This window comes from Herpetosiphonaceae bacterium, from assembly GCA_036374795.1.
GTDB lineage: Bacteria > Chloroflexota > Chloroflexia > Chloroflexales > Kallotenuaceae > LB3-1.
The window spans coordinates 13,069-27,640 of the sequence record DASUTC010000242.1; the positions used below are offsets into that span (position 1 = coordinate 13,069).

General features: G+C 63.1%; 8 protein-coding genes and 1 pseudogene. All 9 read left to right on the forward strand.

The genetic code is table 11. The features are described from left to right. Positions 1 to 171: 171 nt before the first annotated feature. The 9 genes and pseudogenes from VFZ66_18070 (at position 172) to VFZ66_18110 (ending at position 14,409) form a co-directional block, all read left to right on the forward strand. Positions 172 to 1,110 (forward strand): ABC transporter ATP-binding protein, encoded by a 939-nt coding sequence (locus VFZ66_18070; GenBank protein ID HEX6291097.1) that lies wholly within the window; start codon positions 172 to 174, stop codon positions 1,108 to 1,110. After that, the gene (locus VFZ66_18075; protein HEX6291098.1) at positions 1,103 to 1,897 is read left to right on the forward strand and encodes an ABC transporter permease; all 795 of its coding nucleotides are present in this window, start codon (positions 1,103 to 1,105) and stop codon (positions 1,895 to 1,897) included. The genes VFZ66_18070 and VFZ66_18075 overlap by 8 nt, the downstream gene beginning before the upstream one ends. 292 nt (positions 1,898 to 2,189) lie before the next feature. After that, on the forward strand, positions 2,190 to 2,516 hold the full coding sequence (locus VFZ66_18080) for a phosphopantetheine-binding protein (GenBank protein ID HEX6291099.1): 327 nt from the start codon (positions 2,190 to 2,192) through the stop codon (positions 2,514 to 2,516). A 231-nt stretch (positions 2,517 to 2,747) separates the two neighbouring features. Then, positions 2,748 to 3,368: pseudogene (locus tag VFZ66_18085) on the forward strand (condensation domain-containing protein). Then, positions 3,360 to 4,439 (forward strand): serine hydrolase, encoded by a 1,080-nt coding sequence (locus tag VFZ66_18090; GenBank protein ID HEX6291100.1) that lies wholly within the window; start codon positions 3,360 to 3,362, stop codon positions 4,437 to 4,439. The pseudogene VFZ66_18085 and the gene VFZ66_18090 overlap by 9 nt, the downstream one beginning before the upstream one ends. Positions 4,440 to 4,740: 301 nt before the next feature. Continuing rightward, positions 4,741 to 9,477, forward strand: a complete 4,737-nt coding sequence (locus tag VFZ66_18095; GenBank protein HEX6291101.1) for an amino acid adenylation domain-containing protein — start codon at positions 4,741 to 4,743, stop codon at positions 9,475 to 9,477. A gap of 27 nt (positions 9,478 to 9,504) precedes the next feature. Then, positions 9,505 to 9,852, forward strand: coding sequence for a nuclear transport factor 2 family protein (locus VFZ66_18100; GenBank protein ID HEX6291102.1), 348 nt, complete (start codon positions 9,505 to 9,507; stop codon positions 9,850 to 9,852). A gap of 132 nt (positions 9,853 to 9,984) precedes the next feature. Next, positions 9,985 to 13,353: an amino acid adenylation domain-containing protein gene (locus VFZ66_18105; protein ID HEX6291103.1), complete on the forward strand. Its 3,369-nt coding sequence runs from the start codon at positions 9,985 to 9,987 to the stop codon at positions 13,351 to 13,353. A gap of 6 nt (positions 13,354 to 13,359) precedes the next feature. Further along, on the forward strand, positions 13,360 to 14,409 hold the full coding sequence (locus VFZ66_18110; protein ID HEX6291104.1) for a TauD/TfdA family dioxygenase: 1,050 nt from the start codon (positions 13,360 to 13,362) through the stop codon (positions 14,407 to 14,409). Positions 14,410 to 14,572 lie beyond the last annotated feature (163 nt).

Consider the following 14,572-nt stretch of genomic DNA (forward strand, 5'->3'; position numbering starts at 1 on the left):
CCCGTATGAGAGGGTACTCGTGGGGATTTACGGCAAAGGCCGGTTGGTTTATAATCATTTACCCGCGCTGTGTTCGCCACAGGTCCGACACGTTGAGCTACCCCACAGCTGCCTGACCAAAGCGGTAGCATCCGAAGAGAGCCGCACAACCAGCGCTTCAGGAGATCAGTCATGGCATTGGTGTATCGCATTGCGGACCTGACCAAAACATATAAAGGCGCACAGCATCCGGCCAACGATCGGATCAGCCTTGATATTCACGCAGGCGAGATCTTTGGCCTGCTCGGACCAAATGGTGCCGGAAAATCCACGCTGGTCAATCAGATGGCCGGGCTGATCCGACCAAATCGCGGATCGATCCTGCTCTTCGGCATGGATGTGGTCAGGTCGTCGGAGATCGTGGCAGACTATGTATCGCTCCAGCCGCAGCATACGATGGCCTTTTGGGATCAGTACCCCGAAGAGGCCATCTTTCATACCGGGCTGCTCCGGGGCATGGCAAGAGCAGCGGCGCGCAAACAGGTCGATGAGTTGATGGCGGAGCTGAGCCTCGATCCGCTGCGCAGGCGACGCATTCGGACGCTCTCCGGCGGCCAGCAACGGCTCGTCGCGCTGGCGGTCGCCTTTGTCGGCGATCGGCCCGTGCAAATCTTTGACGAGCCAACCAACGACCTTGACCCCAAGATTCGGCGGCTGGTATGGGAAAAGCTGCTGCACCAGAATCAGCGCGGCGCGACGATCATTCTTGTCACCCATAACGTGCTTGAGGCCGAGCGGATCGTCCAGCGCGTGGGCATCATCAACCATGGCCGCCTCATGGCCCTGGGCACGCCCGGCGGGCTCAAAGCGCGGGTTGAGCAGCGCGTCCGGCTGGAATTGCTCTTCAAATCCGAGCCCAACGGCTACCGCGAACTGCTGCAACACCTGGGCGAGTGCCGCGCGCTGTCGCAGCAGCACCTCACGATCTTATGCCACCGCGATACCGCCCGCGCCGCGATCGACCATGTGCTGGCCCAGATCGGCCTTGATCAGCTCGACGATTTTCGCATTCTGACGCCATCGCTTGAAGACGTGTACCTGGAACTAGGAGGAGATAAGCGCCTTGAGTAACGACTCCCTGGCCGCGCCGCCCTACCCGCCGCCGCGCCGGACGCTCGCCATCAGCCTGTGGCGATACCTGATCCTGACGCGCGTGCTGCTCACCGAATACCGCACGACGTGGTTCTATCACTCCTTTTTCGGCACGGTCATGCCGCTTGGGTTGATCTTTTTCTTCAAAACGATGAACGGAGCGATGTCGGTGCAGCAGGCAGTTTTTTTGCTCGGCGGCAACATGGCGCTCTCGATCGCCTACGGCCCGACGCAGATGATGATCGTTAAGATCGGCTGGGCGCGCGAAACCCGCGAGTTCGACTATTGGGCCATGCTGCCGATCCCGAAGCTCGCGCTGATCCTGGCGATGGTTTCGGTGTATCTGCTCTTTGCCGTTCCCGGCATCGTCAGCTCCTATGTGTTTGGGATATGGATGTTTGGGCTGCGGCCTGAGGGCAGCCTGATCTTGATCCCGCTGGTTCCGCTCAGCGCGCTGTCGCTGACCGGCTTCGGCGCGCTGCTGGGCATGTACGCACGTACGGGACAGACCGCGATGGCCTATGCCCAGGCGCTGATCGGCTTTGTCACCTTTTTGTCGCCGATGCTGATGCCGCTTGAGGCCATGCCCCGGCTCTTGCAGATGATTGCGATCTTTGTGCCCACCACCTATGTCGCCGATGCGTTCCGTATGGTGTTGAGCGGCAACTGGGGCGCGCGCCTGATGTACGATATTCTGATTCTCACCGCGCTGGTTGGGCTATTTCTGCTCGTAAGCCATCGCAGGCTGGACTGGCGCACAAGCTGACCGATGCCCGCGCTGGCGTGGGCTACAGGCTGCTGACGATAGCCTCGCCGTCAGGTGTCGGCAGCGTCGAGCGGGGGCAGATGTTCGGAAACATGCTATACTGGCGCTCGTCCGGCGTGTCACGCTGGCGCACGGACAGCACGGCTGATCGAACAACGGACACGGCTGGCAGGAGATGATCAGCAGACCGCACCGCCCGGCATGGTATCCGCACCTCGATCCCGTGCCCGCATCCAGGACCAAATCGGGTCACTCCCCAGGCGCTTCCCTGCATACGCATAAGGACCAGGTGATGCACGACGATCCCCTTTCAAAGCAGCGCGCGGAGCTGGAAAAACGCAAGGCCCAGCTTTCGGAGGCCCAGCGTGCCAGGCTGGCGCAGCGCCTGGGTAGCCAGCACACGTCGCCAGCCGCCGCCGCGCCGAGCACCCCATTCGTCGCGCCGCGCACCGAAACCGAGCGGCAGATCGCCGCGATCTGGAGCCGCGCGCTGGGCCGAGATCAGATCAGCACGGACGATCATTTTTTTGAGCTGGGCGGTCACTCGCTCCTGGCGGTCAAGGTGATGCGCGAGATCCACGAGGCGCTGGGCGTGTCGCTGCCGATGCGCGCTCTTTGAAGATCCGACGATCGCCGGGCTGGCCGCGCAGATCGAGGCCACGCAGCAGACGCAGCTCCACGCCCACCAGATCACGCCGATTCCGCGCCTGCCGCAGCAGCCGTGGTATGCGATCTCGCACGCGCAGCGCCGCCTGCTGATCATCGATCAGGTCGATAAAACCCGACGCGCCTATCTGCAACCGCAGATCTTTACGATCGATGGAGCCGTCGACGCGGCGCGCTTGAGCAAGCCTTCAGGACGCTGGTCGAGCGGCACGAAATTCTGCGCACCGCGTTTCCGTTCGTGCAGGGCGATTATCGCCAGGTGATTCACGACGCCGACTGTTTCCGCCTGCGCTCCATCGATGCGCGCCAGCAGCCTGACCAGGACACGCTCTTGGAGCAGATCTACTACGACGAGCGGACCACGCCCTTTGAGCTTGATCGTCCTCCGCTGCTCAGGGTCACGCTGGTCGCGCTGGCCGACGATCGCGCCGTGCTGGTGCTGACCTCGCACCATGTGATCCTCGATGGCTGGTCGGAGGGCATTCTCTACCGCGAGCTGGCCCATCTGTACGAGGCGTATCGCCGGGGAGCAGCGCCGACGCTGCCGCCGCTGCGGATTCAATACAAGGATTATGCGGCCTGGCATAACGCGCTGATCGAGTTGGGCACGTTCGACGCGGACCTGGAGTATTTTCGCCGTCTGTTTGCCGCAGGCGTGCCGTCCGCGCCGATCCAGACCGACAGGCCGCGTCCGAAAGAGTTTTCGTACCATGGCGATATTCTGGCGTTTCACTTCGCGCAGGAATGGACCGACGCGCTGCGCGAGCTTGCCACACGCACCAATGTCAGCCTGTTCATGCTCTCGTTCTCGGCGCTGGCGAGCGCGCGGATCTCGCTGCGCATGCTGCTGAGCCACTCGGCTGGCCTTGCCGATCACGAGGAGCTATTTGGAGCGCGTGGCCCCGCTGGCCTGGCGCAATATGTCCGCGAGCGGATCACGCCGGATCTGCTGGTGGCCGAGCCGGGCAAAGTCTTCTCCTACAGCAGCCCGGGTCTGGATCTCGCCGGATATATCGCGGAAGTCGTCAGCGGAACGCCCTACCCTGAGCTGATGCGCCAGCTCGTTTTTGAGCCGCTGGAGATGAGCCGCACCCTGTTCGATCCGCTGGTTGCGATGACCTATCCTGTGGCGCTCGGCCACGATCTGCTGGAAGATGGCAGCGTCCGTGTCCAGCATCGTTTTGCCGAGAACAGCGGGCAATACCCCAGCAGCTTTGCGCTCTCGACGGCGCTCGATCTCGCCAACTTCGGCGCGCTGCATCTCGGCGGCGGCTCGTTCCGAGGCACCCGGATTCTCAGCGGCGATCTGGTAGCGGAGATGCAGCGCCGTCAGGTGGAAACGTACACGCCCTGGGGTGATGGCTATGGCCTGGCCTTTGTCACAGAAACGCATAAGGGCGTGCGCCGGGTCAAACAGGGCGGTATGATCGGCAGCTTTGGCAGCTTGTTCGTGCTGGCTCCTGAGCGGCAGATCGGCTTCGTGGCGCTGTACAATCTCACCGAGCAGCTTTCGCTCAACGCCCTGGAAGCGTATCTCTTCGACGCGCTGCTTGGACTACCAGCCGAATTTCCACTGCCAGCGCCGATCGAGCCAGACCGCGAGCTGTGGCAGCGCTATACGGGCGCGTACACCAGGGATGGCCGCGTGGTGCGCGTGGCGATCGGCGACGACGGGCTGACGATCCAGGGATCAAGACACCCGCTGCCGCTGATCGCATTCGGCGAGAGTCGCTACCATAACCAGGAATACGGCATCAACGTGGGCTTCGTCCCCGAAGCCGCAGGGCCGGTCAACTATATGATGGTCAACGGCGAGATCTACGCGCGCGCCGCATCCGACGAGGCTCAATCCACCGAAGACCGGTCGGATGGCTGAAGATCGCTGCTGCCAGGCAAGAGCGCCCAGGACAAGCCGCTTGTTCTGGGCGTTTATTAATCTGATGCAGGATGATCATTGCGATCAGATTCAGATATATGCTACACTACGGGCAGTTCCAAATGCGATCCTATGTAGTAGACGCAACGTAGCGCGTATGAGATCAATCGCCCAATGAATGCTCCTCAGCGATTCATTGGGGCAGATCATCCCCCAAGCGGTTGGCACGGGCGAGACTATGTATCAGCACCGGACGCATGACGAGCGCATCACTCGTCATTCGATATAAGAGATTGTGTTCATGAATGATCTGGTGAAGCGTCTGGCTGCGCTTCCTCCTGAGAAACAAGAGCTTCTTGCGCAAGCGATCCAGCAACGAGCAGCCTCACTGAATGTGTTCCCCCTATCGTCCGCCCAGCAGCGCCTGTGGTTCCTCGATCAGTGGTCGCCCGGCGATCCGGTCTACCACTTACCGGGCTGCTTACGGCTGCACGGATCGCTGGACGAAGCGGCGCTCGAACGCAGCATCCAGGCGATCATTCAGCGCCACGAGGTGCTACGGACGACGTTCGTCGCGCTTGCAGGACAGCCGTTCCAGATAGTCCATCCCGCGCTCCCGGTGACGCTCGCGCTCGTCGATCTGCGGCACCTGCCGCCGACTGAGCAGGAGGCGCAGGTCAAGGAATTGTCGCGGGCAGAGGCTCGCCGCCCGTTCGATCTGGCCCAGGGGCCGCTGCTGCGCACGACGCTGCTGCGCTTGAGCCAGCGCGAACATATACTCCTGCTCACACTGCATCATATCGTCGCCGATGGCTGGTCGTTGGGCGTATTCTGGCGCGAGCTTGGCGCAGGCTATACCGCATTCGTCGGAGGCGATCCTTTAGCATTGCCCGCGCTCTCGATCCAGTACGCCGACTTCGCGCACTGGGAGCAGCAGCGCCTCACGGGAGAGCGCCGCAGCACACTTCTGGCCTACTGGCAGCAGCAGCTCGCAGGACTACCGCCGCTGCTGGATCTGCCGACCGATCATCCGCGTCCGTCGGTGCAGACTACCAACGGCACGCGCGCAGCCTTCCTGTTCTCGCGCGCGCTGACCGACGCCCTGATCGCCTTGAGTCAGCGGGAGGGCGTGACGCTCTTCATGACGCTGCTGGCAGCCTTCCAGGTGCTCATGGCGCGCTACAGCGAGCAAGCTGATATTGCGGTCGGCACGGCGGTTGCAGGGCGCACCCGCACGGAAACGGAAGCGCTGATCGGCTGTTTTGTCAATACGCTCGTTTTGCGCACGGATCTTGCGGGCAATCCCACGTTTCAAACGCTGCTCGCGCGCGTGCACGCGGTCTGCGCCAGCGCGTACGCCCACCAGGAGCTACCCTTCGAGCAACTGGTCGAGGCGCTCCAGCCCGATCGCACGCCCGGCCACACGCCGCTGGTTCAAGTCTTTTTTGCGTTGCACAACGGGCCGCTGCCGACGCTGATCCTGCCGGATCTCACGCTCATACCCGGCGAGAGCAGCAGCGGCACAGCCAAGTTCGATCTCGCGGTGGACATGACGTTGACCGGGGAAGGGTTACGCGGCGAGATCGAGTACAACACCGATCTCTTCGAGGCCGCGACGATCGCGCGGCTTCGGGAGCACTTCCAGGTGTTGCTCGCCGCGATCGTCGCCAATCCGCTGCTGCGGATTCTTGAATTGCCGCTGCTGACCGCCGCCGAGCAGCAGCAGATGCGCCACTGGAACGCGACCGCCGCGACGTATCCCGCCGACCAGAGCATCCATGCGCTCTTCGAGATTCAGGCGCTGCGCACGCCCGACACGCTCGCTGTGGTCCACGAAGCCGAGCGCCTGACCTACGCCGAGCTTAATCAGCGCGCGAATCAGGTGGCGCGCTATTTGCGAGCCCTGGGCGTCGGGCCGGACACGCCCGTCGGCGTCTGTGTCGAGCGCTCGGCGGAGCTGATCGTCGTGCTGCTGGGCGTGCTCAAAGCGGGCGGCGCGTACGTGCCGCTCGATCCGACCTACCCGCCCGATCGTCTCGCGCTGATGGTCAGCGCGGCGCGCATGCCGATCGTGGTGACGCAGCGGCACCTGAGAGACAGCTTGCCCCAGAGCGTCGCGCAGCTTGTCGAGCTGGACAGCGATCGGCAGCAGGTCGCGCAGCAGCCTGTCGATAACCTGCCGCCCAATGTCCAGCCCGATCATCTGGCCTACGTGATCTACACTTCCGGCTCGACCGGACAGCCCAAGGGCGTGGCCTGTGCTCATCGTGGCGTCGTCAACCTGATCGCCGATTTCAGGGAGCGACAGGAGCTTCCTGTCGGCGCGGCGTGCAGTTGTTGGACCAGCATCAGCTTCGATGTGTCGGTGTACGAGATCTGGCAGCCGCTGCTGACCGGCGGCACGCTGCATCTAGTGCCGGAGTCCGTGCGCGCCGACGGAGCGGCGTATCTCGAGTGGCTGAGCGCGCAGCGTATTCAGAGCGCCTATCTACCGCCATTCTTAGTATCGGATCTCCACGCATGGCTGGAGCATGCGCCGCAGCGCTTAGCACTCCGACGGCTGCTGGTCGGCGTCGAGCCGATCCCCGAAGCGCTGCTGGCGTCGATCTGCGAGCGCGTGTCGGGACTCCAGATCCTCAACGGCTACGGCCCGACCGAGACGGTGGTATGTACGACGCTGTACGAGATCTCACCGGCAGCCGCGTATGAGCGTCACACGCCGATTGGCCGGCCCATGCGCAACAGCCGGATCTATCTGCTGAACGAGCAGCTTCAGCCGGTGCCGGTCAATGTGCCGGGCGAGATCTACATTGGCGGCGTGCAAGTGGCGCGCGGCTACCTCAACCGGCCCGACCTGACCGCCGAGCGCTTCCTCCCCGATCCGTTCAGCCGCCCAGAGGGCACCCGCCCAGGCGCGCGCCTCTATAAAACCGGCGACCGAGCACGGTACCTGCCCGACGGTAATCTGATGTTCTTGGGCCGCAGCGACCGGCAGGTCAAGATCCGAGGCTTTCGCATCGAGCTGGAGGAGATCGAGCGGACGCTGAGCCAGCATCCAGACGTGCGTGAGAGCGTCGTGCTGGCACGGGAAGACGCTCAGGGCGATACTCGATTAGTAGCGTATATTGTCGAAAGCCAGAGCAAAGCACAAAGAGCAGCGAGCAGCACGACCAGCGACTCGTGTTCTTTGTTGCAGGTGCCAGGCGGGTGCCAGGCGGGCGCCCCACATCTTTGTTCTCCTCAAGAACTGCGTCAATTCCTGGGCGCGTGTCTGCCCGCCTACATGATCCCATCCGCGTTTTTGGTCCTCGAAGCGCTGCCGCTCATGCCGAATGGGAAAGTCGATCGCAGCGCGCTGCTAGCGATGATGCCGACTCAACAGCATGCGGAAGACTCCGCCGCGCCGGGCACGCCCTTTCAGGAGCGCGTCGCGCAGGAATGGCGCGAGCTGCTGGGGCTACAGCAGATCGGTTTGCACGACAACTTCTTTGAGCTAGGCGGCCACTCGCTGCTGGTCACGCGCCTGCTGGCTCGGCTGCGCGCCGCGTTTGACGTGGATCTGCCGCTGCGCAGCGTGTTCGAGGCTCCCACAGTCGCCGCCCTGGCCGAGCGGATCATGATCGCACAGCAGGCCAGGCTTCAGCGCACCCTGCCGCCGATCGTGCCCGCGCCCCGCGATCAGCCGCTCCCGCTCTCATTTGCGCAGCAGCGGCTCTGGCTCCACGAGCAGATGGAGCCAGGAGACATCAGCTACAACATCCCGCTCGCCCTGCGCCTGAGCGGAACGCTGGATGTGCCAGCGCTTGAGCATAGCCTGAATACGCTTGTCGCGCGGCACGAGGCGCTACGAACCACGTTTACCACGCATCGGGGAGAGCCTGTGCAGGTCATCGCGCCGTCGCTGGTGGTACCCCTGCCGCTCATCGACCTGAGCAGCGAGCCGCACGCGCAGCGCGAAGAGTCTGCGCGGCGGCTGCTCGTGGCCGGCGCTCGGCAGCCCTTCGATCTGGAGCGTGGCCCATTGCTACGAGCAACGCTGCTGCGAGTCGCCCCGCAGGAGCATGTTCTGCTGCTGAACATGCATCATATTGTCTCCGATGGCTGGTCCACGGGCGTGCTGATCCATGAGCTTACGACCGCCTACACGGCCTATGCTGCCGGACGGCCCGCGCAGCTTACCGATCTTTCGGTACAATATGGCGATTATGCGGTTTGGCAGCGTCGCTGGCTGCCGGAAGCGGCGCTGGAAGCTCAACGCGCGTACTGGAAAACGCAACTCGGCGGGCATCTGCCGCAGCTCGAATTGCCGCTTGATCATCCGCGCCCAGCCCGGCGCGCTTTCCTGGGCGCTCAGCAGCCGCTGATCATCTCTCAGGATGTTACCGTGGCGCTCACGGAGCTGAGTCAGCGCGAGCAGGCAACCCTGTTCATGACGTTGCTGGCGGCGTTCAACGCCTTGCTGTACCGCTATACCGGACAGGAGGACATCATCATCGGCTCGCCGATCGCTCATCGCACGCAGGCTGAGATCGAGCCGCTGATTGGTTTTTTTGTGAACATGCTGGCCTTACGAACTAATCTCGCGGGCAATCCCAGCTTCCGCGAGCTGCTCGCGCGCGTGCGCGAGGTCTGCCTGGAAGCGTATGTTCATCAAGATCTTCCGTTCGAGCAGGTGGTCGAGGAGGTGCTGCCGCGCCGCCACAGCAGCCCGACCTCGCTCTTTACAGTGGCCTTTGTGCTGCAAAACGCGCCGCTGCCGCCGCTGGCGCTGCCCAATCTGGTGCTTCAGCCACTTGATGTCGACAGCGGAACCACAAAGTACGATCTGACCTTGAATCTGATGGACACGTCCGACGGATTGCGCGGCATGCTGGAGTACGACACCGAGCTGTTCGACGCGACGACGATTGAGGGAATCGTCGAGCACTATCAGATCTTGTTGCAGGGAATCGTCAGCGATCCCGATCAGCGCCTCACGGACTTACCGCTGATTTCAGAATCGGAGCAACGTTTATTAGAAGAGTGGGGAAATATGTGACCCTCATCAGTCCTAGAGGTGACTGCGATGCTCAGCACAGTTATCACCGACCTATTCCATGCCATCGATACCCGTGACTGGGATGCATTTGAGCAGATCTTTCATCCAGATATCGTCTATGATCGACCAGGATACGAATCGTTCAGCGGCATCGAGCGATTGCTGAAGTTCTATCGTGAGGAGCGCATCCTGGCATCCGGCAACCATTACATCGAACAGATCGTGATTGAGCATAACCATGGTGCGTGCTGGGGACGCTTTATCGGTGTCAAAAAAGATGGATCACCAGCCGACGTGTTGTTTACCGATGTCTATTGTTTTGAACATGGCAGGATCAAAAAGCGCCGATCCTACTTCTTCCAGCCAGCCGTTTAGGTCGATCCGATCAGCGAATCTGAAGAAACACGTCATCGACGCACGTACGGGCAGGGTGGAGGCGATGGCCTCCCGCTTTGCTGCGTGCGGTCATCGCTTGCTCGCGCCTCATTCAGTCTCGTGAGGAACTACATGCAGCAGCCCGAAGCTACGTATCAACCGATTCATAGATTGTTTGAAGCGCAGGCGGCGGCTCGTCCCGACGCGCTTGCGCTGAGCTACCAGGATGCCCACTGGAGCTACGAGCAGATCAATCGCCGCGCCAACCAGCTCGCGCATTATCTCCAAAAGCAGGGCGTAGGCCCGGACGTGCTGGTCGGTATCTGTGCCGAGCGCTCGCCGGATCTGGTGATTGGCCTGCTGGGCATCCTCAAGGCGGGCGGCGCGTATCTGCCGCTCGATCCGCTGTTCCCCCAGGATCGGCTCCAGTTTATGCTCGACGATACGGGCGTATCGCTCTTGCTGACCCAGGAGCGGCTGCGCCCGCTGCTGCCTGCGCACGCGGCGCGAACGATCGCGCTCGACGCCGACTGGGAGCAGCTCGCTCTGGAGCCGGATACCAATCCCACCAGCGCCGTCACGATCGAGCACCTGGCGTATGTCACCTACACCTCAGGCTCGACCGGACGGCCCAAAGGCTCGGCGATCCCGCACCGGAGCATCCCCGGCTTTATGTTCAACGTCGATTATGTCGATCTCAACGCGACGCAGACCTGGCTGCACTACTCGTCGATCTCGTGGGACGCGCTGACGCTGGAGCTGTGGCCCGCGCTGCTGTATGGCGCGCGCTGTGTGCTCTATCCGGCGCAGATGGCATCGCCGCATGAACTGGCCGAGGCGATCCGGGCGCACGGCGTTGATATTCTCTGGCTCACCGCCGCGCTCTTCAACGCGATGATCGACATGGTGCCGGAGGCACTGGCGGGCGTGAAACAGCTCATGGTCGGCGGCGAGCAGCTCTCGGTGCAGCATGTGCGCCGCGCGCTCAAGCTGCTGCCCAGCACCCGCCTGATCAACGGCTACGGCCCTTCGGAGTGTACGGTCTTCTCCTGCTGCTATCCGATCCCGCAAGGCTTGCCAGACAACCTGAGCGCGATTCCGATCGGCAGGCCCATCGGCGATCGGCGGGTATACCTCCTTGACGCACGCCTCCAGCGCGTGCCGATCGGCGTGCCCGGCGAGCTGTATGTCGGCGGCCCCGCCGTAGCGCGCGGCTACCTCAACCGCCCGGAGCTGACCGCCGAGAAGATCGTGCCCGATCCCTTCAACAAGCAGCCGGGCGCGACGATGTACAAGACCGGCGATCTGGTGCGCTACCGGCGCGACGGGCTGATCGAGTTTGTGGGCCGGATCGACCATCAGGTGAAGGTGCGCGGCTTTCGCATCGAGCTGGAAGAGATCGAAACCGTCCTGCGGCAGCATCCGCAGGTCAGCGAGGGCGTGGTGCTGGCGCGTGAGGATGTGCCGGGCGAGAAGCGGCTGGTAGCGTACGTGGTAGAACAGAGAACGGGCGCCATGCAGGCACCCGGCATGGGCACCCGGCATGGACACCCGGCACACCAAGAACAGGAGTCATCGGGGGCGATGTTCTCTGTGCTTGGTTCGCCGCAGGAGCTACGGAAGTTCCTGGGCGAGCACCTGCCCGACTACATGATCCCATCCGCGTTTGTCGTGCTCCCGTCGCTGCCGCTCAACGCCAACGGCAAGATTGATCGCGGCGCGCTGCCAGCGCCGGAGCAGATCCGACCCGATCTTGACCAGCCATTCGTCGCGCCGCGCACGCCGATCGAAGAGGTGGTGGCAGGCATCTGGGCCGATGTGCTCGATCTTGATCGGGTGGGCGTCTACGACAACTTCTTCGAGCTTGGCGGGCAATCGCTGGTCGCGGCGCGGATCATGGCGCGGGTGCGCGAGGCCTGCCATGTCGAGCTGTCGATTCGCAGCCTGCTTGAGCAGCCGACGGTCGCCGGTCTGGCCGAGCAGATCGCGTCATCGCAGCCAATCCATCAGGCAGCGCCCATCACGCCAGCTCCGCGCGAGGCTGCGCTGCCGCTCTCGTACGCGCAGCAGCGGCTCTGGTTTCTGGATCGCTTGGAGCCGAATAGCCCGCTGTACAACGTTCCGGCTGCCGTGCGGCTCATCGGATCGCTCGACAAAGCCGCCTTGCAGCACAGCCTTGACCGGATCGTCCAGCGCCACGAAATTCTGCGAACAACCTTCGTCGAGGGATCATCCGCCGACGGACAGACCCGGCAGATGATCGCCGCTACCGGCACGATTCCGCTGGCCGAGATCGACCTGCGGACGATGCCTGCCGCCGAGCGCGAGGCCGAGGTCGCACGGCTGGCGATTGCCGAGGCGCGGCAGCCCTTTGACCTTCAGCGCGGCCCGCTCGTACGTACGGTGCTGCTGGCGCTCGACGACGCCGAGCATGTGCTGCTGCTGACGATGCATCACATCATCTCCGATGGCTGGTCGATGGATGTGCTGATCCGCGAGGTTGCGGCGTTCTACGCGGCCTTCGTGAGCGAGCAGCCCGACGCCGCCGCCGTGCCCGATCTGGCGATCCAGTACGCCGATTACGCGATCTGGCAGCGCGACTGGCTGGCCGGAAGCGCAGGCGATAGCGTGCTGGAGGATCTGTTGAGCTACTGGCGGCAGCAGCTTGCCGGAGCGCCGCCGCTGCTCAAGCTGCCAACCGACCGCCCGCGACCGGCGGTGCAGAGCTATCGGGGAGCGCGACATGCCTTCACGCTGCCGACGAGCCTGGCTGGCGATCTCACCGCGCTGAGCCGCCGCGAAGGAGTCACGCTCTTTATGACGCTGCTGGCGGCGTTCGATGTGCTGCTTCAGTGGTACAGCGGCCAGGACGACATCGTCGTCGGCTCGCCGATCGCCGGACGCAGCCGGGTTGAGCTTGAGCCGCTGGTCGGCTTTTTCGTCAACACGCTCGTGCTGCGCGTCAACCTGGCGGGACAGGAGACGTTTCCGGCGGTGCTGCATCACGTGCGCGATGTGACGCTCGGCGGCTACGCCCACCAGGATCTACCGTTCGACAAGCTCGTCGAGGCGCTTCAGCCGGAGCGGAACCTGAGCTACATGCCGCTCTTCCAGGTCTGGTTCGTGCTCCAGAACGCGCCGCGCGCCGCGCTGAGGCTGCCGGGCCTGACCCTGCATCCGCTCGAGGTCGACTACGGCATGGCGCGCTACGATCTGCGGCTTGGCCTATCCGAAAGCGCCGAGGGGCTGAGCGGCTCGTTCGAGTACAACAGCGATCTCTTCGATGCGTCGACGATCGCCCGGCTCGCGCAGTTGTACGAATCATTGCTCACGGCGGTCGTGCAGCAGCCCCAGGCGAGTCTCGACGATCTGCGGTCACTGCTCGCCGAGGCCAGCCGGGAGCATCAGGCGCGCGAGCAACAGACGCTCAAAGCAACCAGTCTTCAGAAGCTCAAGCGAGCCACTCGCGAATCGATCCGTGGCACAGAAACGAAAGGTTGATCAACCATGCAGCCGCAAGAGCCCAAAAAACCAAGCATCAAAGGCCCAGGCAGCCCGCGCCGTCAGGCCGTCAATATCGCGCAGCAAGAGGTCGTTAAGCTGAGCCAGCTTCAGCCCGATCAGCCGCTTCCGCTGCTGATCCAGCCCGCGATCGACGGCGTCGATCTGCTGAGCTGGGCCGGGCAGCACCGCGAGCAGATCGAGGGCTACCTGCTGGAGTACGGCGGCATCCTGTTTCGCGGCTTCAACATCAAAGCGATCGAAGCCTTCGAGCAGGTGCTCGTCACGATCTCCAACGAGCTGCTTGAATACTCCTACCGCTCGACGCCGCGCACGCAGGTCAGCGGCAGGATCTACACCTCGACAGAGTATCCCGCCGATCAGTCGATTCCGATGCATAACGAGATGGCCTACACCACGAGCTGGCCGATGAAGATCGGATTCTTCGCGGTGACGGTCGCCGAGCAGGGCGGCGAGACGCCGATCGCCGACAGCCGCAAGGTCTTCGCGGAGATCGATCCCCTGATCCGTGAACGGTTTGCGCGAACGGGCGTGATGTATGTGCGCAACTACGGCGGCGGGATCGATCTTCCCTGGCAGGAGGTCTTCCAGACCAGCGATAAGGCCGAGGTCGAGGACTACTGCCGCAGCGCGGGTATCCGCTTCGAGTGGAAGGACGGCGATCGTCTGCGGACCAGCCAGGTGTGCCAGGCCGTCGCGAAACATCCCAAGACCGGCGCAAGCGTCTGGTTCAATCAGGCGCATCTCTTCCATGTCTCGGCGCTGCTGCCGGAGGTGCGCGACACGCTGCTGGCAAACTTCAAGGAAGAAGACCTGCCGCGCAATACCTACTATGGCGATGGCTCGCCGATCGAGGCTGAGGTCCTGGATGAGATCAGACGCGCCTTCGACCGGCATACCGTGGTCTTCCCGTGGCAGGAAGGCGACATCATGATTCTGGACAACATGCTGACGGCGCATGGACGCATGCCGTTCGTCGGAGCGCGCAAGACGGTCGTCGGTATGGCTGAGCTGATCCGGCAAGACGGATTGTGACGGTTTAAAGAACAAAGAACAAACAGAGCACCAAGAATCCTTTTCTCCCCCTCTCCTATGGCAATGGGAGAGGGCGGGTGCCCTCTGGGCCCGGGGTGAGGGCCTCGCCGAGAACAAAGAACAAACAGAGCACCAAGCACCGGGTGCCCTCTGGGCGCACCGA